Here is a 13,508-nt window from a genome sequence, read left to right on the forward strand (position 1 = left end):
CCTGGCGGACGCAGTTTTTATACTAACAACTTTAAAACAAGTAATTGAGGAGAGAAAATGAAACCATCAGAACTAATTAGAAATTATTTTAAAGAACATACAGGTAAGACAGAGGCTGATTGTGCAAAAGCAACAGGGGTAGAACGTAACACAGTAAAGCAGTGCGTTTGGAGAGATAGGCAGCGAGGTCTTGCTACAAAAGATAGAGCTACTGGATTCGTCACTTACGAGGATGGATTTGCAGAGATTCCAGAAAAAATCAATGGGCATCCTCTTGCTAAAGTTAGCCATGAGATGCTTAATAGATTGCTTGAACAGACTGAGTTTATTACAGATGACGAGCTTCTTTTGAGATACTCAAAAGAAATCAGATTATATATTGCAGAGCTGAAAGGATTATTACGATGAACTATTTAGAATATGCACTAGCTTATCTTGAACGTGAGTTAGAAATTATTGATAATGAAGTTATCGAAGTTGAGTTGCCCGACGGAGATTGGGAGTTTGTGCCTAATCCCTATTACGAGGAAGGTTTGCATAACAGACCTTATTATCGCAGCCAGGTTGCTAAAGACATTCTTGATATTAAAGGACTTTTGGGGAGGTGAGGCTATTGATTGCATCAAAAAAGACGGCTTAGGAAACCGTCAACAATTACACACACACTTAAATTATAACACAGAAAGAGAGGAACACAATGATTGAAGTAACTTTTAAAGCAGAGAGCATGGCAGGTGTTTTCGATGCTATGCGTGAAGCTCTGGATATGCCGAAAACAGTAACCAAGGATGCGGTTGAAGAAAAACCAGCCCCTAAAAAGAAAGAAGAGTCTGTAACTTTGACATTAGCTGACATTAAGAAAATGGCTAAAGCCAAGGTTGAAGAAGGGAAGTCAAAGGACATCAAGGAGGTCTTGAAAGAGATGGACGTCGCAAAAGTTGGTGAACTTGAAGAATACCAGTTTGCGGAGTTTGTTGAGAAGTTGGAGGCCCTCTAATGCCAGTAGAAAATCACGCACTACTGTCTGCTTCTAGTGCTCACAGATGGCTTTATTGCCCTATGCTACCGAGATTAGAAGCAGACTATCCTAGCCGCGACACCGTATACACTCAAGAGGGCACAAGCGCCCATGAGCTTTCTGAAATCAAACTGATGTACAAGTCTGGTAAAATCACCAAGCGTAAATTTAACACGTTAACCAAGGCTTTTAAGGAAAACTCAGACTTCTACAACGAAGAGATGGAAGAGATGACGGAGCTTTACACAGATATTGTTATGGAGCACCTAAATGCTTATGAGGACGCTGAAATTGAACTTGAAAAACGGGTTGATTTTAGCGACTGGGTGCCTGGCGGTTTTGGGACTTCGGATGTTGTCATTTTGACGGATGGGGTCATTGAAATTATTGATCTTAAGTATGGTAAGGGTATGCCTGTGTCTGCTAACCAAAACCCACAGATGGGGCTGTACGCTCTAGGAGCTTACGCTTCCTACGATATGGTTTATGACTTTGACCGCATCAAGATGACCATTATTCAACCGCGTTTAGATTCGGTTAGTTCTGTTGACATTTACGTAGAGGAGCTTCTGTATTGGGCGGATAATGTTGTCTTGCCTATGGCCGCTCAAGCAGACGCAGGCATTGGTGACTGGAACCTAAGTGAAAAAGTATTGCAGTGGTCTCCTGTCGCAGCTAAATTGGTGCCAAGAGCGCAAGAAAACTGGGAATTAATTGATAAATATGACTATCAGGAGCCTGTCTATTTATCTGATGAAGCCGTCGCAGAGATTCTTGACAAAGCCTCAGCTATCAAGAAGTGGGTTGAGTCAGTTGAAGCCTATGCCCTGAAAGAAGCACTCTCAGGAAAAGAAGTTCCAGGCTATAAGATTGTCGAAGGTAGAAGTAATCGTGTGCTTACTAATAAGGAGGCAGCTGCGGCAATACTTGAGAAAAACGGCTTTGAAGATATCTACAAACCAAAAGAGCTACTGTCCATGGGGGCGCTAGAGAAGATGGTTGGAAAAACAACCTTCTCAGAACTGCTCTCTGAATATATTGATAAACCACAGGGTAAGCCTGTACTTGTCCATGAAAAGGATAAGCGCCCAGCAATTAACAGCTTAGAACAAGCTATTAAAGATTTTGAATAGGAGAAAAAATTATGACAACAACACCAAGCACAACTAAAGTAGTAACCGGAAAAGTACGCCTAAGCTATGTAGCTTTACTAGAGCCTAAAGCTTTTGAAGGTCAAGAGGCTAAGTATTCAACAGTTATCTTAATTCCAAAGACAGACAAAGCCACAATCAAGAAAATTAAAGACGCGCAGAAAGCTGCTTATGGAGCTGCCAAGGACAATAAACTCAAAGGGGTTAAATGGGAGCGCGTTAAAACAACGCTTCGTGACGGTGACGAAGAAATGGATATCGAAGAGCACCCAGAGTACGCTGGACACATGTTCATGTCAGTGTCAAGTAAAACTAAGCCACAGATCATTGATAAGTATAAAAACCCAGTTGACTCAGCTGATGAAGTTTACTCAGGTGTTTATGCCCGTGTATCACTTAATGCTTATGCTTACAACACAGCGGGAAATAAAGGCATCTCTTGTGGTCTGAATAATGTTCAGATTGTTGCTAAAGGAGACTACCTTGGCGGTCGTTCGTCAGCTGATGCAGACTTTGACGAGTGGAACGAAGAAGAGGACGAAGACGACATTTTATAGTAGAGGGCCTCTTTAGAGGCTCCTCATTTTTAAAGGAGAGGTATGAGACATTTAAATATTGATATTGAAACCTATAGTTCGAATGACATCAAAAATGGGGTTTACAAGTATGCTGACGCAGAAGATTTTGAGATTTTACTTTTCGCTTACTCTATAGATGGCGGAGAAGTAGATTGCCTTGATTTGACAAGGCAATCTCTACCTGAAGACATCAAAGATATGTTATTTGATGATAAGGTCCGAAAGCACGCCTTTAATGCCCAATTCGAAAGAGTTTGTCTCAGCCGTTACCTCGGTCTACCTTACTATCTAGATCCTTGCCAATGGCAGTGTACTATGGTGTTGGCTCAAGAATTAGGTTTGCCTTCAAGCTTGGAAAAGTGTGCGCTGTATTTAAAATTAGCACAGGAAAAAGATACCTCGGGTAAAAACTTAATCAGATACTTTTCCCTGCCTTGCAAACCAAGTAAAGCTAACGGTGGGAGAACTAGAAATTTACCAGAACACGCCCCCGAAAAGTGGCAAATGTTTATTGACTACTGCATCCAAGATGTTGTTGTTGAGATGGCAATTGCCGAAAAACTAGAGTCAGTTCCTGTGCACGACCGTGAATGGGATTACTACGCCTGTGACCAGAGAATCAATGACAGAGGCGTGGCGCTTGATAAAGAGTTAGTTGCTTCGGCCTTGTATTGCAAAGATGTTAAGATGGAAAGTTTGTCTGGTGAACTAAAAGCTCTAACAGGACTTGATAATCCTAATAGCAGGGCGCAGTTGCTACCGTGGCTAAAAGAACATGGCTATTCGGCTAGTGGGCTGACTAAAGCAGATGTTGAACAGGAACTTAAGACGGCCGAAGGAGAGCTTAAGAGAGTTTTAGAACTTAAACTACAAACCGCCATGTCAAGTCTAAAAAAATATGAAGCTATGGAAAGAGCTATGTGCTCAGACGGACGAGTTCATGGGCTACTTCAGTTTTACGGGGCTAGCAGGACAGGACGATGGGCGGGTAGAGTTGTCCAGGTACAGAACTTAGCTAGGAATTATATAAAGGACCTAGATGATGCTAGAGAGTATGTTAAAAAGCGTGATATTGATGCTGTGGAGATTTTATACGATAGCCTTAAGGACACTTTAAAGCAGCTCGTACGAACGGCACTCGTGGCTAAAGATGGCTGTACCTTCTATGTCTCTGACTTCTCGGCGATTGAGGCTAGGGTGATTGCGTGGTTTGCTGGAGAGCAGTGGAGGCTTGACGTGTTTTCGACGCACGGGAAAATCTACGAGGCGTCTGCCAGTCAGATGTTCGGAATTCCAATTGAGGAGATTGACAAGGAACTGCGCCAAAAGGGCAAAATTTCAGAGTTAGCACTTGGCTATCAAGGAGGTCCTGGAGCGCTTAAGCAGATGGGGGCTCTAAACATGGGAGTCAAGGAAGAAGAGCTTCAAGGGCTAGTTGATGACTGGCGCAGGGCTAATAAGAAAATCGTCCAATTTTGGAAAGACGTACAAAGAGCCGCCATCAAAGCCATCAAATCGAGAGCACCAATAAAACTTGGAAAACTATGATTTAGATACCGTAAAGGTTTCCTCTTTATAACATTGCCTAGCGGTAGGAACTTAGCTTATGCAAGAGCCAAGGTTGAGCCGGGCGACTATGGAGACAAAATTGTCTATGAGGGCCAAGGAGATAAGGCCTACTTCACAGCGCAAGAGACTTACGGCGGTAAGCTTGTCGAAAATATCGTTCAGGCGACAGCTAGGGATATTCTAGCCGAAGCGCTTCTGAGAATTGAAGCTGCAGGCCATGGTGTTGTTTTCCACGTTCATGATGAGGCTATTATCGAAGGCTCAGGCCTGACAATCGAAGAGGTTAATGATTTGATGGCTCAGACCCCTGAATGGGCGGAGGGTCTTCCTTTAAATAGCGAAGGCTACATAACAAAGTATTATATGAAGGATTAGATAGATGAAGCAAGAAAAACTAATAGTAAAGTCTTCTCCCCTGCAAGAGCTTCATATCGCAACAGGTAGTTCGCGAACAGCTAAGACATGGAAAAATATCACGCTAACTTGGCAGGAGCTGGTTGAGAGGTTAGAGAAACCTACAGTCACCCAAGAGACGTTTGCGGAGTACCAGAAGATGTCTCGAGCAGAAAAAGGGCAAGCAAAAGACGTAGGGGGCTTTGTCGGTGGATGGCTAAAGCAAGGTAAACGGAAAAATGAAAACGTTCAAAGTAGGTCCTTGGTTGCGCTTGACGCAGATAGCCCAAGTAAAGATTTCTTAGATAGGCTAGACCTGCTTGCAGATTATGCATACGCACTCTACAGTACTCACAGCCACTCAAAAAAAGCTGCTAAGTACCGTCTTATTATCCCTACTGACCGTTTAATGATGCCTGATGAATATGAGCCAGTCGCTAGATATTTGGCTAATCAACTAGGCATGTCAAACTTTGATGACACGACTTATCAAAGTGTACGCTTGATGTTCTGGCCGAGTCACTCAAGAGATGCAGACTTTACGTTTAAATATAACGACGAGGCTTTTCTGAGTGTTGATGAGGTGCTTGATACATACCCGGACTGGCATGACTCAAGTTTCTGGCCAGAAAGCCCGACGCACGCTGTTAAAAGACAGCGCGAAGCTAAAAAACAAGGTGACCCGCTTAGTAAAAAAGGACTTATTGGAGCCTTTTGTCGTAACTATGACATTAGACAGGCCATTGCAACGTTCTTACCTGAGGTTTATGAAGAAGGAACGACTCCTGATAGGTACACCTACACTGAGGGCTCAACCGCAAATGGCTTATTTATCTATGATGATGTCTTCGCTTATAGTCATCACGGGACAGATTCCGTGGGGGATACGCTTGTAAATGCATACGACCTTGTTCGTATCCATAAATTCGGAGAGCAAGATAGCGAGGCTAAAGATAATACTCCTACTAATAAGCTACCATCAAGTAAAGCGATGAATGCTTTTGTCTCTGACTTACCCGAAATTAAAGACTATCTAATGGCGGAGGCTTTAGGCGATTTCGATGAAGAGTTACCAGTCGAATATGACAGAAGCTGGCTTGAAATTGATGAGGGGGGCGAACCTGAGGTCAATAGTTATTTGCTAGCAACGCAGATTATTAAGGAGGTTCCGATTTATTGGGATGGCTTAGAATTTTTACGCTACGACGCTAAAAAAGGCATCCCGTTGTCTATGACCCCGAGGCGACCTGTGAAACCTTTGAGGGTTTTCTTAGAGAGACCGTCGGAGCTGAAAATATAGATTTCACCCGTGGTGCTAGTTAATCTCAAAATACAATAAAAAGCCCAAAAGGACTATACTGTAAGTGCCTACACAAACAGGAGGTTAGTCCAAATGAGCCACTTACAGTATACAGCTAAATCCCATCACTTACAATGGAATATGCGTCAATTATCAAAAATTTGTTCTCAGTTTTATCAGGATTATTGTCCGGAAGACTTCAAACACCGTCGTAACGTCTGTCTGTCCAAAGTTTCAGACCAATCTCTTCTAGTTTTACTGCTATTACAAGCTGAACTAGGTATTAAATCACAACGTCACTTTTATAGGATTTGTCAGCTATTTCCCTGCGGTACATTACTAGAAAGAAGTCGCTTTAATAGGCGTGCAAGACAGTTGATTTGGCTGGTTCAAGTGATTCGTCAGGCAATGAACACTCAAATTTCTCCCAATACCATTGTTATTATAGACAGCTTTCCTTTGCCACTTTGTCAATCTATTCGTAACCACAGGGTCAGACTTTTCAATGGGATAGCTAATATTGGTTACACCGCCTCTAAACATATGTGGTTTTACGGTTTTAAGGTTCACATGCTAGTGACCTTATCAGGCTACATTCTGAATTATGTTGTCAGCCCAGCCTCTGTTCATGATATTAAGGCAGTTTACGAGTTGCTAGAAAGGTGTGAACAATCCGTCATTTTAGCAGACTTAGGTTACCTTAACCGTGAGCTGAAAGATGAGTTGAAGCAAAATGGCTATCACCTCTCGACTCCCTTGCGTCAAGATATGGAAGGGGCTAAACAGCATAATCATTGGAAACTAATGGCTATGAGACGAACCATTGAGACTAGACTTTCAGAACTTTGTTCCCTTTTTGATATGGAACGAACACTGGCTAGGGGCATGACAGGGCTGCAATTGAGGATTGAACAAATCATACTAGCTTACAATTTGAGATATTTTGAAATTAACTAGCACCATGGGTAAAATAAGGCATATATAAAACACGTATATAAAAAAGAATTAATAAGTTGAAAAAAACGTAACCCTGACCTTTATTGACCAAAGGAGGAAAGATGAGGACTGAAAAAGACATTGAAAATTATTTGAAAAAGAAAACAAAAGGGCTGTGTTTAAAATTTACCAGTCCAGGGACGATAGGAGTGCCTGACAGAATTGTTGTCATGAATACGGGAACCTTTTTTGTAGAGGTCAAAGCGCCTGGTAAAAAACCAAGACCCAGCCAAGTTGCAATGCACAAAAAAATAAAAGAGGCTGGTCAGCACGTTTGGGTTGTTGACTCTTATGAATCAGTGGACATGGCCTTAAAAGAAATGGAGAAATGGGCGTGAGACTGCACGAGTACCAAGAATACGCTAAGACGTGGATAGTAGAGCACTCTTATTGTGGGCTTTTACTTGACGTGGGCCTTGGCAAAACACTGACAGCATTATCAGCGATAGATGAGATTCAAAATATTTTTTCCGAGGATCATAAGATTTTAATCGTAGCCCCTAAAAAAGTGGCGGAAGAAACGTGGCCAACGGAGATTGAGAAATGGCATTTTGATTTCACCTACTCTAAAGTTTTGGGGAGTGAGGGAAAACGAATTGAAGCGTTAGAAACAGAAGCCGATATCTATTTGATTAATCGTGAGAATGTTACTTGGCTTGTTGAATACTACAAGACTAAATGGCCGTTTACCTTTGTGGTTATTGATGAGCTGTCAAGCTTTAAGTCTAGTAAGTCAAAACGGTTTAGGGCTTTGCGAAAAGTTAGACCGAAAGTCCAACGCCTTGTAGGACTAACAGGAACCCCAGCGCCTAACAGTTTGGTTGATTTGTGGCCGCAGATTTATCTGATGGACAGAGGCGACAGGCTTGAGACGAGCCAGACTCGATTTAAAGACAAGTATTTTGTTCCTGATAAGCGTAATGGTCCAATCATTTACAGTTGGGCACTTAGGGATGGTGCAGAAGCAGAAATCTATGACAAGATTGAGGATATCTGTGTCAGCATGAAAGCTAAAGACTATCTCAAGTTGCCCCCACGAATCAACAACGTTGTATCAGTTAAGTTATCTAATATGAAAGCTTACAAACAGCTTGAAGCTGATTTGGTGTTGGAGTTTAAAAATAAAGAAATATCTGCGGCTAATTCTGCGGTCTTGGCCAATAAATTACTTCAAATGGCTAATGGTGCTATCTATGATGATGATAAAACAACAGTTGCTATACACGACGACAAACTTGACGCGCTTGAGGACATAGTAGAAGAAAGCCAAGGCCAGCCAATCTTAGTTTTTTATCAGTATCAACATGATTTTGAAAGACTTAAGAAACGATTCCCTCAGGCTGAAGAGTTGACGTCAGTTGACAAGTGGAATTCCGGAAAAATACCAATTCTTCTGTGTCACCCTCAATCAGCTGGGCATGGGCTTAATCTACAAAAAGGCGGGCATATTATTGTTTGGTTTGGGTTAACGTGGAGTCTTGAATATTATCAGCAAGCTAATGCCAGATTAGATAGACAGGGACAGACAGAACCCGTTATTGTGCACCACATTGTTGCAGAAAATACAGTTGATGAAAAAGTACTTAGGATTTTACAAGGCAAAGAAAAAAATCAGAACGCCTTACTTGAAGCAGTTAAGGCGCAGTTAGGAGTCTAGATGAAAAAAGAATGTGTCGTTAGAATCTACACGGGTAGAGAAAAGAATTTTGAGGCAAAACCTCAGTTTGAAGAGAAAACCTTTACGCGAAAAGCAGACATGCTGAGGTTTTGGGATTCTTGCGAAGCAACAGTTAAAGAAAAATATACTAGGGAGTGGAAAAAATGACAGAAGAACTAATAAATCCGCTACTAGATACGATAAAGAGACAAGAGGATAAGCTCTATAAACAGGCTAACGTGATCGTCATGCTGATGACAGCAGTTATTATGTTACTGATGATAAGTATCGCCTTACAAAACCACTACGAGCAGCAAATAACAGGACTACGTTCGCAGCTTGTACGGACACAAAAGCAGCTTAAACGTGCTAGCGAGGATAGAGATAGACAGACAAAGCGGATAGCTGAACTGACAGGGAATGGGGGATGAAAAATGGGATTTAGTGAACAAATTAAAACAAGTAAAAGCGACGAATATTACACGCCAAGATACGCAGTAAATGTGATCTTGCCATATCTAACAAAATTCAAACACATTTGGTGTCCGTTTGATAAAGAACATAGCGAATTTGTGCAAGCACTACAAGAACTTGGATATGAAGTAACTTTTGGGCATATTGAAACAGGAGAAGATTTCTTTGATTATGATGAAGTTCCAGAAGGTGTCGACTGCGTAGTAAGCAATCCTCCATTCAGCAAAAGAGATGCGATTTTTAATAAGTTGTATGACTTAGAAATTCCATTTGCCTTAATTATGAATATGAATGGTTTGTTTGACAGTAAGGCTAGATTTAATCTTTTTAAAGACAATAATTTCGAACTGTTAATTCCAAAAGGGAGGATGAAGTTTTTTGATGAAGAAATGATATCAAGAAATAATCCAAACTTCCAAAGCATCTATGTATGTAATGGAGTTTTAAATAATCAAATAGAGTTCACAGATATGATTGCAGAATTGACTGGAAATGGGAGATGATTATGTCATTAATTGATGAAGTAAAAGAATGCGGTTCAGAATCTCACAAAAAGTGGTTTGATAGATTTTTTGATGATTTAAAAATCGAGGAGAAGATTAAACAATCTGCGATGAAAGGTTTTTCTGGTTATAAAATCTCTATTTCAAAAAATGATGAATACTTAGCTAGACGACTTAACAGTCAAAAAACAGTAGATTTACTAAAACAACGACTGGGAGACGGTTTTGAAGTCGAAATAAAAAATCTTGAATCATCATATACAATCTTTGGTAAACCGGTTGTAATAAGTAGAGATTTGTGTATTTTTTGGAGGACAGGAGATAAGGATGGACGATAACACAGCAGTTGTTTTGACACTGCTAATATTATTTTTACCGATTATTATTAGTAGCTTTAGAGATTGAGTGAGGTACAAAATGACAGAGCAAGAAATTAAAAATCTGCTTAATGACGGCAGAAACCTAGTATCAGACGCAATTAGCAAGTGCTCTTTAGCGACAAGCGAAGTTCCTTTATCTGCGGATGATAGCTTGGTTGACAGTGCTTACGATTATATCATTCACGGCATAGGTGACGTTGATAAAATAGCTAAAAAAATAAGTGATGAGGTAACAAATGAACATTGAAGAAGCGATTAAAAAGATAAGAGAGCTTGACTTATATGGATTATCCCCAGCAGAGTCAAAGAAAGCAATCATACCAATTGTTTGTCAAATTAAACTCGACCAACAAAAAGTGGTAGTGCCTAAGTTTGTGGCGGAGTGGTATGAGGAACATAAAAATGAGTTTTATTTAAATTTACATAAGTTAGCTTGGGAATTAATTGAAAATTTAGATGAAGATTACTTTGTACCTGAAAAAGCATTAGATAGTGATTTTAAGCGTTGGTATCACAAAAATAAAACTGCTATTCAAACACTCATCAATATGCACCAGTTCGGCTATGATGCTCTTAGCTTTTGGGGATGGTTGGAGAAAAAATAATGGTTATCAACTCACCGAACAAGAAATCCGTAAAGACTTTGACTGGGCATGGCAATGGGCGAAAGAGGTGACGGAATGAGCAGGGACAAAACCAGAATCAGAAGCATTGTGAAGTCCATGAAACAGCTAGGTGCTAGCGAAGAGGAGACAGATGACTACATATGGCTATGTATGTTTAAAAAGCCTCACGTCATAGCTCAAGTCCGTAAAAAAGCTAGGATTTTCAGGAGTGAAGGGTGGGTAACAGATGACTGAAGAATTAGGAGTGTTGCTTGGCGATGATAAAACATCCTACTTTTTTAAGATGAACGTCGACGGAAAACCATTGTATTGTAAAAGTTTCTTTAACGCCTACAAATGCACACGCAAAGAAGCTGAACAGTTTCCGCAGTTTAGGTTCGTGCCGATAAAAGAGTTGGAGGGGCAATAATGGAAGAGTGGAGAACTGTTAAAGGTTATGAAGGAGTATATGAAATATCAAACACTGGCAAGATTAGAAGCTTGGACAGGCTGATTACATGTAGCGATGGAAGAAATGTATTCTATAAAGGTATTGAACTTAAATATTCATTAAATAAAGACGGATATTGTGTTGTTGCTTTATGCAAAAACGGCACCCAAAAAAGCGCTCATATACATAGATTAGTAGCGGAAGCATTTATCAAGAAAAATAGGCAAAATTTGGAAGTCAATCATATAGACGAAAACAAAGAAAATAACAATGCCAAAAATTTAGAATGGGTTACCAGAAAAGAAAACTGTAATCACGGAACTAGAACAGAAAGGAGTCAAAAAAACAGAACATATGAAAATGTAAGGAAAATCCCAGTTAGGAAGTTAGACTTGAGTGGAAATGTTATTAATGAATACTCATCAATTAGCGAAGCAGTAAAAGAATTTAACGGCTATATTATTGTAGTATCAAGGGTAGTAAACGGAAAAAGAAAAACAGCTTATGGATACAAATGGGAAGCTATTTAATCAACCAAATAAATTTAAGAAACTAAAATTACTGTTTAGGTAATGATTCTGCAAGGCACTGTGAGAATTTCAATGCGGATCGTGTGCCTGTCCGCAAAAAAAGACGTCCACATGGAACGCCCCTAGCAATATTATCAACACTAATATTATACCATACTGAGGGGGCTTTCATGACGTTTTTTCCAGAGATTGATATCCAAAAAACAAAATCCAATGCCAAGCGTAAATTGAGAGAGTATCCACGCTGGCGGAGGATAGCAAATGACGTAGATACTCAAAAAGTTACAGCTACTTACTCATTTGAGCCAAGACAACCGCATGGAGTCCCTAGTAAGCCTGTTGAGAGGCTAGCGCTTAATCGTGTGTCAGCAGAACAGGAGCTGGATGCAATTGAGCAAGCTGTTAGTATGATACTAGAGCCAGAGAGACGCAGAATTTTGTATGACAAATACTTAGCGCCTTATAAAAAGGCAGATAAGGTTATTTATACAGAATTATGTATGTCTGAGAGCTTTTATTATGATACGCTTGATATTGCTTTGTTAGCTTTTTCGGAGCTATATAGAGAGGGTTCGTTAATTGTTGAGCAAGGAGTTTTTAGCTAGTTTTTATACAGTAAACAGATAGTTTATACATATTTTTACATGTTATTATGGTACTATCAAAATAACAAGAAGAGATAACCGTTTTACCAACTGACTATTTATTTAGTCGCCAACTTTAACTACGATCAAACTTGTTATTTTAAAGGCACATGGGACGTGCAGGTTCGATTCCTGCCGTCTCAATAGTGGTTATTTCAACCACTAGAGCAATACAGCGGGCGTGGGACATGGAGCGGAGTTTTAACCGTTTTTGTGTAGACCTTATGGTATTAATCACGTTCGATTCGTGATGGGTCTATCAGCGTCGGAAGAGACGCGACCCCACATTCCTTCACAGGCAGACACGATCTGATATGTGGGTTTTATTAAGACTTAGCAATGCCTCTTGACAATGCGTACCAGCGCTAAGTCGATGTCAAGGTTGGACAAGACAGTGCCAACCGACATATTAACCGCAAGTCCAAAACCAAGGGTCGCAACCTTGCTTGTGGTTAGTAGGAACAACGGTTGTAAGTCGGTTCGATTCCGACTGTTCCTATGTAGAGCTCTAAGAAGTCTACGGGCCTTAGGAGCGATGAAGTTAGAGAATTGCATATCGCTCTAACTCAATATGCACAGTCATCACATTGTGGTGGCTTTTTATTATGTAAAAAAGAACCACAACAGTGGCTCTTATGCTTGCAATTTTAATTCAAGCGCTTCAGTAAGGACTTGAGAAAAGTTGAGGTTTTTATCTTCGGCTGCGTCGTTTAACCATTCAGGGATAGTCACGTTTTTGCGGACTTTTTTGGAATGATATTTTTTCATATAGGCAATCATATCAATGCCAATTAAAGCAATATCAGAATCACGATACTGTTCTTTTAAATCGGAAACGGAGCTAGCCTTTGGATAGTCGGTATAGTCTTCAAGGGCAAAGCCTAAGACTTCGACTGCCATTTCATAGGCGTGTTCTAAATCGTTACCGAAAGTAATAGCTTCAGGAACATCTGGAAAACGAACGCCAATTGAACTAGTTTCGTCATCATGTGTAAATATAGCTGGATAGATTAACATAGTTTTTTCCTTTCTAGGTAAACAATAACCAAGATGGTCAGGGCTTATTTCAGCCCTGCCTTCTTGAGAATATCGTCTTCGGTGCCGTTTGGAATATCACCTTTGTGCATGGGAACGATTGTGATATTGCCTGTTTCGAAGTTTTTGTACTTTGCATGGCTACCGTTTTGATTGACTTTTACAAAGCCGTTCTTTTTCAAGAGTTTGATAATTTCTCTTGCGGTTCTTGGCATATTGCTTAC

At 40.3% G+C, this 13,508-nt stretch carries 19 protein-coding genes and 3 pseudogenes; 20 read left to right on the forward strand and 2 right to left on the reverse strand.

Annotation, left to right across the window (positions count from 1 at the left end; genetic code table 11):
• Positions 1-57 precede the first annotated feature (57 nt).
• From STRIC_RS10150 to STRIC_RS10240, 20 genes and pseudogenes are all read left to right on the forward strand, one after another.
• Entirely contained in the window at positions 58-408 is a 351-nt protein-coding gene (locus STRIC_RS10150) for a hypothetical protein (protein WP_008090317.1), read from the forward strand.
• Positions 405-608, forward strand: coding sequence for a hypothetical protein (locus STRIC_RS10155; RefSeq protein WP_008089774.1), 204 nt, complete (start codon positions 405-407; stop codon positions 606-608). The genes STRIC_RS10150 and STRIC_RS10155 overlap by 4 nt, the downstream gene beginning before the upstream one ends.
• Before the next feature lie 89 nt (positions 609-697).
• The gene (locus STRIC_RS10160) at positions 698-997 is read left to right on the forward strand and encodes a hypothetical protein (protein ID WP_008090092.1); all 300 of its coding nucleotides are present in this window, start codon (positions 698-700) and stop codon (positions 995-997) included.
• Positions 997-2,151, forward strand: coding sequence for a DUF2800 domain-containing protein (locus STRIC_RS10165; RefSeq protein ID WP_008090247.1), 1,155 nt, complete (start codon positions 997-999; stop codon positions 2,149-2,151). The genes STRIC_RS10160 and STRIC_RS10165 overlap by 1 nt, the downstream gene beginning before the upstream one ends.
• 11 nt (positions 2,152-2,162) lie before the next feature.
• Positions 2,163-2,726 carry a DUF2815 family protein gene (locus STRIC_RS10170; protein WP_008089835.1) on the forward strand — a complete coding sequence of 188 codons (564 nt, stop codon included), beginning with the start codon at positions 2,163-2,165 and terminating at the stop codon, positions 2,724-2,726.
• Positions 2,727-2,768: 42 nt separating this feature from the next.
• Positions 2,769-4,691 (forward strand): annotated as a pseudogene (locus STRIC_RS10175) (DNA polymerase).
• A gap of 4 nt (positions 4,692-4,695) precedes the next feature.
• Positions 4,696-6,014, forward strand: a pseudogene (locus STRIC_RS10180) (DNA primase); the annotation flags it as partial.
• An 88-nt stretch (positions 6,015-6,102) separates the two neighbouring features.
• Positions 6,103-6,966, forward strand: coding sequence for an IS982 family transposase (locus tag STRIC_RS10185; RefSeq protein WP_008089625.1), 864 nt, complete (start codon positions 6,103-6,105; stop codon positions 6,964-6,966).
• A 101-nt stretch (positions 6,967-7,067) separates the two neighbouring features.
• Positions 7,068-7,343, forward strand: a complete 276-nt coding sequence (locus tag STRIC_RS10190) for a VRR-NUC domain-containing protein (RefSeq protein WP_008090414.1) — start codon at positions 7,068-7,070, stop codon at positions 7,341-7,343.
• The gene (locus tag STRIC_RS10195) at positions 7,340-8,662 is read left to right on the forward strand and encodes an SNF2-related protein (protein WP_008090312.1); all 1,323 of its coding nucleotides are present in this window, start codon (positions 7,340-7,342) and stop codon (positions 8,660-8,662) included. Before STRIC_RS10190 ends, STRIC_RS10195 begins: the two co-directional genes overlap by 4 nt.
• A complete protein-coding gene (locus tag STRIC_RS12475; protein WP_008090392.1) occupies positions 8,663-8,830 on the forward strand; it encodes a hypothetical protein in 168 nt (55 codons plus the stop codon).
• Positions 8,827-9,093, forward strand: coding sequence for a hypothetical protein (locus STRIC_RS10200; RefSeq protein ID WP_008089641.1), 267 nt, complete (start codon positions 8,827-8,829; stop codon positions 9,091-9,093). Before STRIC_RS12475 ends, STRIC_RS10200 begins: the two co-directional genes overlap by 4 nt.
• Positions 9,094-9,096: 3 nt before the next feature.
• Positions 9,097-9,639: a hypothetical protein gene (locus STRIC_RS10205; protein ID WP_008089788.1), complete on the forward strand. Its 543-nt coding sequence runs from the start codon at positions 9,097-9,099 to the stop codon at positions 9,637-9,639.
• Between the two features lie 2 nt (positions 9,640-9,641).
• Positions 9,642-9,977 carry a hypothetical protein gene (locus tag STRIC_RS10210; RefSeq protein WP_008089741.1) on the forward strand — a complete coding sequence of 112 codons (336 nt, stop codon included), beginning with the start codon at positions 9,642-9,644 and terminating at the stop codon, positions 9,975-9,977.
• Positions 9,978-10,056: 79 nt separating this feature from the next.
• Entirely contained in the window at positions 10,057-10,266 is a 210-nt protein-coding gene (locus tag STRIC_RS10215) for a hypothetical protein (protein ID WP_008089824.1), read from the forward strand.
• The gene (locus tag STRIC_RS10220) at positions 10,256-10,624 is read left to right on the forward strand and encodes a DUF1642 domain-containing protein (RefSeq protein ID WP_008089925.1); all 369 of its coding nucleotides are present in this window, start codon (positions 10,256-10,258) and stop codon (positions 10,622-10,624) included. The genes STRIC_RS10215 and STRIC_RS10220 overlap by 11 nt, the downstream gene beginning before the upstream one ends.
• Positions 10,625-10,631: 7 nt before the next feature.
• Positions 10,632-10,703, forward strand: a pseudogene (locus STRIC_RS13125) (DUF1642 domain-containing protein); the annotation flags it as partial.
• 168 nt (positions 10,704-10,871) lie between these two features.
• Positions 10,872-11,054: a hypothetical protein gene (locus STRIC_RS10230; protein WP_040832390.1), complete on the forward strand. Its 183-nt coding sequence runs from the start codon at positions 10,872-10,874 to the stop codon at positions 11,052-11,054.
• On the forward strand, positions 11,054-11,605 hold the full coding sequence (locus STRIC_RS10235) for an NUMOD4 domain-containing protein (RefSeq protein WP_008089922.1): 552 nt from the start codon (positions 11,054-11,056) through the stop codon (positions 11,603-11,605). Before STRIC_RS10230 ends, STRIC_RS10235 begins: the two co-directional genes overlap by 1 nt.
• Before the next feature lie 170 nt (positions 11,606-11,775).
• A complete protein-coding gene (locus STRIC_RS10240) occupies positions 11,776-12,210 on the forward strand; it encodes an ArpU family phage packaging/lysis transcriptional regulator (protein WP_008090167.1) in 435 nt (144 codons plus the stop codon).
• Between the two features lie 672 nt (positions 12,211-12,882).
• Here STRIC_RS10240 and STRIC_RS10245 read toward each other — a convergent pair.
• Complete coding sequence (locus STRIC_RS10245; RefSeq protein ID WP_008090141.1) at positions 12,883-13,266, reverse strand: type II toxin-antitoxin system HicB family antitoxin; 384 nt, start codon at positions 13,264-13,266, stop codon at positions 12,883-12,885.
• A gap of 44 nt (positions 13,267-13,310) precedes the next feature.
• The gene (locus tag STRIC_RS10250; RefSeq protein WP_008089605.1) at positions 13,311-13,499 is read right to left on the reverse strand and encodes a type II toxin-antitoxin system HicA family toxin; all 189 of its coding nucleotides are present in this window, start codon (positions 13,497-13,499) and stop codon (positions 13,311-13,313) included.
• Between the last annotated feature and the right edge of the window lie 9 nt (positions 13,500-13,508).

It is taken from the genome of Streptococcus ictaluri 707-05 (assembly GCF_000188015.2).
GTDB classification, from domain to species: Bacteria; Bacillota; Bacilli; order Lactobacillales; family Streptococcaceae; genus Streptococcus; species Streptococcus ictaluri.

Bases quoted from the DNA above. Each gene is read 5' to 3' on its own strand.
- STRIC_RS10220 (WP_008089925.1), top strand. From the start codon at position 10,256: ATGAACATTGAAGAAGCGATTAAAAAGATAAGAGAGCTTGACTTATAT.
- STRIC_RS10165 (WP_008090247.1), top strand. From the start codon at position 997: ATGCCAGTAGAAAATCACGCACTACTGTCTGCTTCTAGTGCTCACAGA.
- STRIC_RS10245 (WP_008090141.1), bottom strand. From the start codon at position 13,266: ATGTTAATCTATCCAGCTATATTTACACATGATGACGAAACTAGTTCA.
- STRIC_RS10230 (WP_040832390.1), top strand. From the start codon at position 10,872: ATGACTGAAGAATTAGGAGTGTTGCTTGGCGATGATAAAACATCCTAC.
- STRIC_RS10235 (WP_008089922.1), top strand. From the start codon at position 11,054: ATGGAAGAGTGGAGAACTGTTAAAGGTTATGAAGGAGTATATGAAATA.
- STRIC_RS10205 (WP_008089788.1), top strand. From the start codon at position 9,097: ATGGGATTTAGTGAACAAATTAAAACAAGTAAAAGCGACGAATATTAC.
- STRIC_RS10155 (WP_008089774.1), top strand. From the start codon at position 405: ATGAACTATTTAGAATATGCACTAGCTTATCTTGAACGTGAGTTAGAA.
- STRIC_RS10190 (WP_008090414.1), top strand. From the start codon at position 7,068: ATGAGGACTGAAAAAGACATTGAAAATTATTTGAAAAAGAAAACAAAA.
- STRIC_RS10185 (WP_008089625.1), top strand. From the start codon at position 6,103: ATGAGCCACTTACAGTATACAGCTAAATCCCATCACTTACAATGGAAT.
- STRIC_RS10210 (WP_008089741.1), top strand. From the start codon at position 9,642: ATGTCATTAATTGATGAAGTAAAAGAATGCGGTTCAGAATCTCACAAA.
- STRIC_RS10150 (WP_008090317.1), top strand. From the start codon at position 58: ATGAAACCATCAGAACTAATTAGAAATTATTTTAAAGAACATACAGGT.
- STRIC_RS10250 (WP_008089605.1), bottom strand. From the start codon at position 13,499: ATGCCAAGAACCGCAAGAGAAATTATCAAACTCTTGAAAAAGAACGGC.
- STRIC_RS10200 (WP_008089641.1), top strand. From the start codon at position 8,827: ATGACAGAAGAACTAATAAATCCGCTACTAGATACGATAAAGAGACAA.
- STRIC_RS10215 (WP_008089824.1), top strand. From the start codon at position 10,057: ATGACAGAGCAAGAAATTAAAAATCTGCTTAATGACGGCAGAAACCTA.
- STRIC_RS12475 (WP_008090392.1), top strand. From the start codon at position 8,663: ATGAAAAAAGAATGTGTCGTTAGAATCTACACGGGTAGAGAAAAGAAT.
- STRIC_RS10160 (WP_008090092.1), top strand. From the start codon at position 698: ATGATTGAAGTAACTTTTAAAGCAGAGAGCATGGCAGGTGTTTTCGAT.
- STRIC_RS10170 (WP_008089835.1), top strand. From the start codon at position 2,163: ATGACAACAACACCAAGCACAACTAAAGTAGTAACCGGAAAAGTACGC.
- STRIC_RS10240 (WP_008090167.1), top strand. From the start codon at position 11,776: ATGACGTTTTTTCCAGAGATTGATATCCAAAAAACAAAATCCAATGCC.